7 protein-coding genes are annotated in these 6,414 nt (G+C 70.7%); 5 read left to right on the top strand and 2 right to left on the bottom strand.

What is annotated here, in order from left to right:
* Positions 1–187 precede the first annotated feature (187 nt).
* On the bottom strand, positions 188–871 hold the full coding sequence (locus AC1D2E_RS26545; protein WP_478200167.1) for a TetR/AcrR family transcriptional regulator: 684 nt from the start codon (positions 869–871) through the stop codon (positions 188–190).
* A 121-nt stretch (positions 872–992) separates the two neighbouring features.
* Here AC1D2E_RS26545 and AC1D2E_RS26540 point away from each other — a divergent pair, with 121 nt between their 5' ends.
* From AC1D2E_RS26540 to AC1D2E_RS26525, 4 genes are all read left to right on the top strand, one after another.
* On the top strand, positions 993–1,115 hold the full coding sequence (locus AC1D2E_RS26540) for a hypothetical protein (RefSeq protein ID WP_478171357.1): 123 nt from the start codon (positions 993–995) through the stop codon (positions 1,113–1,115).
* Positions 1,112–2,020 carry a c-type cytochrome gene (locus AC1D2E_RS26535; RefSeq protein ID WP_478200166.1) on the top strand — a complete coding sequence of 303 codons (909 nt, stop codon included), beginning with the start codon at positions 1,112–1,114 and terminating at the stop codon, positions 2,018–2,020. Before AC1D2E_RS26540 ends, AC1D2E_RS26535 begins: the two co-directional genes overlap by 4 nt.
* Positions 2,021–2,118: 98 nt before the next feature.
* A complete protein-coding gene (locus AC1D2E_RS26530) occupies positions 2,119–2,298 on the top strand; it encodes a hypothetical protein (protein WP_478200165.1) in 180 nt (59 codons plus the stop codon).
* A 102-nt stretch (positions 2,299–2,400) separates the two neighbouring features.
* A complete protein-coding gene (locus AC1D2E_RS26525; protein WP_478200164.1) occupies positions 2,401–3,171 on the top strand; it encodes an SGNH/GDSL hydrolase family protein in 771 nt (256 codons plus the stop codon).
* A 91-nt stretch (positions 3,172–3,262) separates the two neighbouring features.
* Here AC1D2E_RS26525 and AC1D2E_RS26520 read toward each other — a convergent pair whose 3' ends face one another.
* Positions 3,263–5,551 (bottom strand): ATP-dependent DNA helicase, encoded by a 2,289-nt coding sequence (locus tag AC1D2E_RS26520; RefSeq protein WP_478200163.1) that lies wholly within the window; start codon positions 5,549–5,551, stop codon positions 3,263–3,265.
* A gap of 161 nt (positions 5,552–5,712) precedes the next feature.
* Here AC1D2E_RS26520 and AC1D2E_RS26515 point away from each other — a divergent pair, with 161 nt between their 5' ends.
* Positions 5,713–6,192 (top strand): FKBP-type peptidyl-prolyl cis-trans isomerase, encoded by a 480-nt coding sequence (locus tag AC1D2E_RS26515; RefSeq protein ID WP_478171440.1) that lies wholly within the window; start codon positions 5,713–5,715, stop codon positions 6,190–6,192.
* Positions 6,193–6,414 lie beyond the last annotated feature (222 nt).

Here is a 6,414-nt window from a genome sequence, read left to right as displayed (position 1 = left end):
CGCAGCTGCTGCACCACGTCGAGGTACCGTCGGAGGACGAGATCCTGCGGCGGATCCACGCCGGACTGAAGTCGCCCGATGCGGGCGCGACGCCTCCCGAGGCGGAATGGATCGTGCGGCGGCTGGCCGAACTGCTCGGCTGGCCGTGCCCGCCGCTCGACGAAGCGGCTGCGGCGTAGGGCCTGGCTCAACCGCTGCTGCGCTTCGTGCGGGCAGCGGCCTTCTTGCCGGCCGGCGCGGCGACACCCATCGCCGGAAAGGGCGGCAGCGGCCGGTGCGCCATCTCCTTGGCTTCGGCCCAGTCCATGCCCAGCCCGCGCAGCACGCAGGCCGCGACCTCGCGACCATGCTGCGGCGGCGCGGCGCCATGGGCCACCGTGCGCATGGCCTGCGTCACGCTGCCGTTGATCAGGTCCATCGCCGCCGCCTCGCCGGGGATGCGAAAAGCCTTCTGCTTCACACCCAGGCGAAGGTCGGCCAGCGCGTAGTGGCGGATCTCGAGCAGCAGTTCGGGYGCGGCCGCCGACACATCGATCATCATCAGCGCCCATTGCGGGCTTTCCTCGGCCAGCCAGATATAGCGCCGCACGCCGATGGCCATGCGCTGGGCGCCTTCCGCGACCCCCTGCTGGCTGGCCGTGATTCGGCGGCACAGCGTGTCGGCCAGCAGCAGCGCGACCGCGCTGGCGACGTCTTCCTTGGTCTTGAAATGGTTGTAGACCGTGGCCGTGGTCATGGCCGCAACGGCGGCGATCTCCTGCATCGTCGCCTCGGCGTAGCCGCGGGCGCTGAAGACCCTGATCGCGGCCTGCACCAGCTGCACCCGCGTGCGCTCGCGCTTGAGCAGGCCGGGCTGGGGGGGCCGCCACACACTTTCGGCCAGGTCCTCTGGCAAAGGTGATATGGACGGCAGACCGAAACTTACGCCATCATCCATTTTTATACGCATCAACCATTTTTGATTCATCCATCCATCTGAGAGTGAGTTTGCCATGCCTCCTGATCTCCGCCTCGGCTATCTGGTTTTCGAAGTCCGCCGGCCTGCGCGCCGGACCGCGTTCTGCGAGCAGATGCTCGGCCTGCCGGCGCCGTCGGCCGCCAAGGTATCGCCATGACCGGCACGAGCAAGCGCTGGCTCAAGCGCATCGGGCTGGCTTTGACGCTGCTGGTCGCGCTGGTCGCGGCGGCGCTGTTCGCCGGCGACCAGCTCGCGCGCCAGAAGATGCAGCGCAAGATCGACGTCAAGGTCCGGGGCGTGGCCTTTCGCGACGACCCGGCTGCCATCGAACGCGGGCGCTATCTCTTCGCCTCGCGCGGCTGCGTCGACTGCCACGGCGCCCATGGCGGCGGCGCGATGTTCCTCGACGACGGCAAGGGCATGCGCATCGCGGGGCCGAACATCAGCCCCGGGCCCGGCAGCGTCGTGGCCGGCTACACCCCGGCCGACTGGGAGCGCACGATCCGCCATGGCGTCAATCCGGTGGGCCGGGCGCTGATGGTGATGCCGAGCGAGGACTACAACCGCTTCACCGACGACGACCTGGCGGCCCTGGTCGCCCATCTGCGCCACATGGCGCCCGCCAGCGGTGGCGGCCCGGTGGTCGAACTGCCGCTGCCGGTGCGCACCTTCTATGGCTTCGGCCTGATGCAGGACGCCGCGGCCAAGATCGACCACGCGCGCCCGCCCGAACAGCCGGTACCCGAGGGCGTGACGCTGAAGCACGGCGCCTATGTCGCGAACATGTGCCTGGGCTGCCACGGCGAGAAGCTCAACGGCGGCAAGATCCCCGGCGGGCCACCCGACTGGCCCGCGGCGGCCAATCTCACGCCCGGCGAAGGCACGGCCATGGCACGCTATGCCGACGCGGAGGCCTTCCAGAAGCTGTTCAAGGGCGGCACGCGGCCCGATGGCACGGCGGTGCAGGTGATGCCCTTCGGATCGCTGCGCGAGATGAGCGACACCGACGTGCGGGCGTTGCACCTGTACCTGAAGAGCCTGCCGCCGAGCCCGCACGGCTAGGGCTGGTGATCGGCTTTCGGCACTGAGAGAAAACGATAGCAGCGCGTTTCGACGCGGGCCGACTACGATGTGGCGCACCGACCCGATGGAGCCTCGCCATGAGCAACGAACTGCGCAACAAGCTGCATGAACTGCAGGAGCTGTCGAACAACGCCCCCGATGCGCCCACCCGCGCCATCATCGAGGCACTGCGGCTGCAGACCGCGATCCTCAACGAGCGGCTGTTTCGGATCGAGCTGCAGTTGAGCGAGACCTCCAAGCGCACCGATACGGCCTGATCGGGCTCGCGCCCCCGCGCGTCGGAGGTCGGCTGTTCGGCCGCTTCCTACAACGCCCCCGATCCGCTACCTTTAAGCTCCACGAGGCATCGAGGAGCGAGCGTGAAGAGACAACACATTGCAGCATGCGCCGGCCTGTCCATCCTGGTCGGATTCGCGGCCGCGACCGCGAGCTATGCGGCCTTGCGGCTGCGCGAGTCGACCCGGCTGGCGCGCCGCGCCCATCCCTTCGAACGGTACGCGCGCCCCGAAGGTGCGCGCCTGCTGGTGGTCGGGGACAGCACGGCCGGCGGCGTCGGCGCCAGCGCCCCGGAGTACAGCCTGCCGGGCCTGCTGTCGCGCGCCAACCCGTCCCTCACCGTGGTCAACAGGGCCGAGCCCGGGGCGCGCTTCGCCGACATCCTGGCGCAGCTCGATGGCAACGAGCGCTTCGACGCGGTGCTGGTCCTCGGCGGGGCCAACGACGTGCTGCGAACGACCCGCGACGCCGCCCTGCGCGACGTCCTCCAGCGCGTGGCGCAGCGCGCACGGGTGCACGCCGAAGTGGTGGTCTTCATGCCGCCCGGCAATCTCGGCAACCTGCGCTTCCTGCTGCCGCCCTGGAGCTGGTGGTTCACCTACCGGGCACGCCGGCTCCAGGCCATCGTGGCCGAGGTGGCGCAAGCGAACGGCGCCCGCCACGTGTCGCTGTTCATGGAGCGCGACGATGACCCCTTCGCACGCCATCCCCGGCGCCTGAGTTCCCGCGACGGCCTGCACCCGAGCGATGCCGGCTACGAGCTCTGGCAGCGCGAGCTCGAGACCCAGGCCCAGCTGTCGGCCAGGCTGCGCAAGATCGGCCGAAGCGCCGCGGTACGCGGCCCGGCGATCTGAGGCCCCCACGCTCCTCACTGCGTGTGTCGCTGCCCCCCGAGGGGGCGCAGGCCGCCTTGGGGCGGCCCGGCGCCGGCCTGGTCCCGGCGCTTCAGCGCGTTGCAGCGAACAGGGGCTGCACCCGCCACCAGGCCGGCAGCAGCGCGCGGATCTCGTGCCGCGCGAAGCGGTCGTCGAGCAGGTAGAGCACACCCGCATCGGTCTCGCTGCGAATCACGCGGCCGGCCGCCTGCACCACCTTCTGCAGGCCCGGGTACATGTAGGTGTACGCGTAGCCGTCGCCGAACAGCGCGTCCATGCGCTCGCGCATCACCTCGTTGGGCTCGTTGTGCTGCGGCAGCCCCAGGCTGGCGACAAAGGCGCCGACCAGTCGGTCGCCCGGCAGGTCGATGCCCTCGCCGAAGGCCCCGCCGAGCACGGCGAAGCCGACGCCCTGGCCGCCCGCCACGAAGCGCGCCAGGAAGGCGTCGCGCTCGGCCTCGCGCATCCCGCGCGACTGGCTCCAGGCCGGCACCCCGGGGTGGCGCCGCTCGAAGGCGGCCGAGGCGCTGGCCAGGTAGTCGAAGCTGCTGAAGAAGGCCAGGTAGTTGCCCGGCCGCTGGGCGAATTGCGCCGCGATGATGTCGATCAGTGCATCCAGCGAGCGGTCGCGGTCGCGAAAGCGGGTCGACAGGTCCATCGCGATCCGCACCGTGAGCTGCTCGCTGCGGAACGGCGAACCCACATCCAGTGTCGCCGTGTCCTCGGGCAGGCCCAGCATGTCGCGGTAGAAGGAGAAGGGCGCCAGCGTGCCGGAGAAGCAGGCCGCCGAGGCGGCCTCCGCGAAGCGCGCCTGCAGGAAGGGCCCGGGCACCAGGTTGCGGATCGCCAGGGCACGCGCGCCGTCGGCGCCCAGCGTCGCCTCGAACACCGAGTGCTTGCCGAAGCTGTCGGCCAGGCGGGCGAACTGAAGCAGGTCGAAGAAGCACTGCTGCAGCGCGCCCGGCGGCTCGTCGGGCCGCGCCGCGAAATGCTCCGCCATCAGGGAGACCGCCTCCTGCAGCGCCCGCGCGAAACGCTCCGGGACCTGGTCGTGCGCCTGGTAGGCGGCGACCTGCTCACGCTGGAGCAGCTGCCATTCGCGCGCCAGGTCGCCCAGCGATTTCCGGATCGGCGGCGGCGCCTTGGCGCGCACCGCCTCGAGCGCCGGCGCATCGAGCTGCGCCGAGTACATGCCGCGCGCACGGTCCAGCAGGTTGTGGGCCTCGTCGACCAGCAGGGCGACGCGCCATTCCTCGTCCTTGGTGAGCGCGTAGAGGAAGGCGCTGCCGTCGAAGTAGTAGTTGTAGTCGCCGACCACCACGTCGCTCCAGCGCACCAGTTCCTGCGCCAGGAAGTACGGACAGACCGCGTGCCCGAGGGCGATGCCGCGCAGCGCCTCGCGGTCGAGCCAGGCGGCCTCGACGGCCTCGCTGCGGGCGGCAGGCAAGCGGTCGTAGAAGCCGCGCGCCCGCGGACAGTCGTCGCCGTTGCAGGCTCGCCCGGGGTATTCGCAGACCTTCTCGCGCGCCGCCAGCTCGAGGACCCGCAGCGGGGCCTTCTCGCGGCCCAGTGTTTGCAGCGCGCCGAACGCGACCGCGCGGCCCGAGGTCTTCGCGGTCAGGAAGAAGATCTTGTCGAGCTTCTGCGCCGGTCGCGCCTTGAGCAGCGGGAACAGGGTGGCGACGGTCTTGCCGATGCCGGTCGGCGCCTGGGCCAGCAGCGGCCGGCCGGACGTGGCGCAGCGATACACGGCCAGCGCCAGTTCGCGCTGGCCGGGCCGGAAGCCGCCGTGCGGGAAGGCGAGGGCGGCAAGTGCCGGGTCGAGCGCTGCGCGATGGGCGGCCTCGTGCTCGGCCCAGGCCAGGTAGCGCCCGCAGAGCGCCTCGAAGTGCTGCTGCAGACCGGCCTGGGTCCAGCTTTCCTCGAGCACCGTTTCCTTCTCGGTGACGAGGTCGAGATAGACCAGCGCAACGTCGAGCGCGGCCAGCGCGTCGCGCCGGCACAGCATCCAGGCGTAGCTTCGGGCCTGGGCCCAGTGGAGCGCACGGTGGTTGGCCTTGATGCGCTCGAAGTCGCCACGATAGGTCTTGATCTCCTCGATCCGCCGGCGCCGCGGGTCGTAGCCGTCGGCGCGGCCGCGCACCTGCAGCCGGCCGAACGGCGCCGACAGCGCGACCTCGCTCTCGTAGTCGAGCCCGCGGCGCGCCTGCACCAGCCGGTGACCGGCCTGGCCCTCCTGGGCGCTGGGCGCCGGCACGAAGCGCAGGTCGAGGTCGCCGGCCTTGGCCGCGAAGGCGCAAAGCGTTCGGACCGACACCGTGAGCGGCGCGTCGGCAGGGGAAGAAGGAAGGGCGGCCATGGGGCTGGATGAATATACAGCGCGCCGCAGCCTTCGCGACAGGCACGCCGGCGAGGACGAACGCCGGCTGTCGCTGCAGCTGGCGCCGACGCGCCCCGCGCGGCCTCGCCGTGCTTCCTTTATGCTGCGCGACGATTACAGGCGTTCATTTCCAACCAGCCATGAAGATTCAAAAAGATTCCGTCGTCACCCTGCGCTACAAGGTGGCCGACGCCACCACCCAGAAGCTGCTCGACGAGGGCCGCGACCCCATGGTCTATCTCCACGGCGGCTACGACAACACCTTCCCGAAGGTCGAGGCCGCGCTCGACGGCAAGGAAACCGGCTTCCAGGCGACGCTCAAGCTGCAACCCGAGGATGCCTTCGGCGCGCGCGACGAATCGCTGCTGCGCACCATCCCGAAGAGCGAGTTCCCGCCCGGCGTCAAGGTCGGCGGCCAGCTGGAGGGCCGCAACGACCAGGGCGAGCCGCAGGTCTTCACCGTCATGAAGATCAAGGGCCCCCAGGTGATCCTCGACGGCAACCACCCGCTGGCCGGCAAGGCGCTGAAGTTCAGCCTGACCGTGACGGGTGTGCGTCCGGCGACCGACGAAGAGATCGCCCATCGCCACGTGCACGGCGATCACGGGCATCGTCACTAGGAACACCCCCGAAGCGCCTGCGGCGCTGCCCCCTCGAGGGGGCGATACCGGCGGCCCGGCAAAGCCGGTTCCGCGGTATCCCTGGCATGGGGCTGTGTCGGTTTCGGGCGTGGCGGGTGATGCGATGGGGGGGCGGCGCCCGTCGCATCGTTCCATCGGCCGCGCCACTGCGTTCCACGGCAAGGGCTTTCGCGGCGCCGCGACGGCCCCATCTTCCAGGGA

The sequence above is a fragment of the Variovorax sp. P1_H2 genome (assembly GCF_056405295.1).
Note: the sequence above shows the minus strand (reverse complement) of the source record. Positions and strands in the feature narration are given on the sequence as shown.

Coding starts and splice junctions, on each gene's coding strand:
- AC1D2E_RS26520 (WP_478200163.1), bottom strand. CDS start 5,551: ATGGCCGCCCTTCCTTCTTCCCCTGCCGACGCGCCGCTCACGGTGTCG.
- AC1D2E_RS26540 (WP_478171357.1), top strand. CDS start 993: ATGCCTCCTGATCTCCGCCTCGGCTATCTGGTTTTCGAAGTCCGCCGG.
- AC1D2E_RS26530 (WP_478200165.1), top strand. CDS start 2,119: ATGAGCAACGAACTGCGCAACAAGCTGCATGAACTGCAGGAGCTGTCG.
- AC1D2E_RS26515 (WP_478171440.1), top strand. CDS start 5,713: ATGAAGATTCAAAAAGATTCCGTCGTCACCCTGCGCTACAAGGTGGCC.
- AC1D2E_RS26535 (WP_478200166.1), top strand. CDS start 1,112: ATGACCGGCACGAGCAAGCGCTGGCTCAAGCGCATCGGGCTGGCTTTG.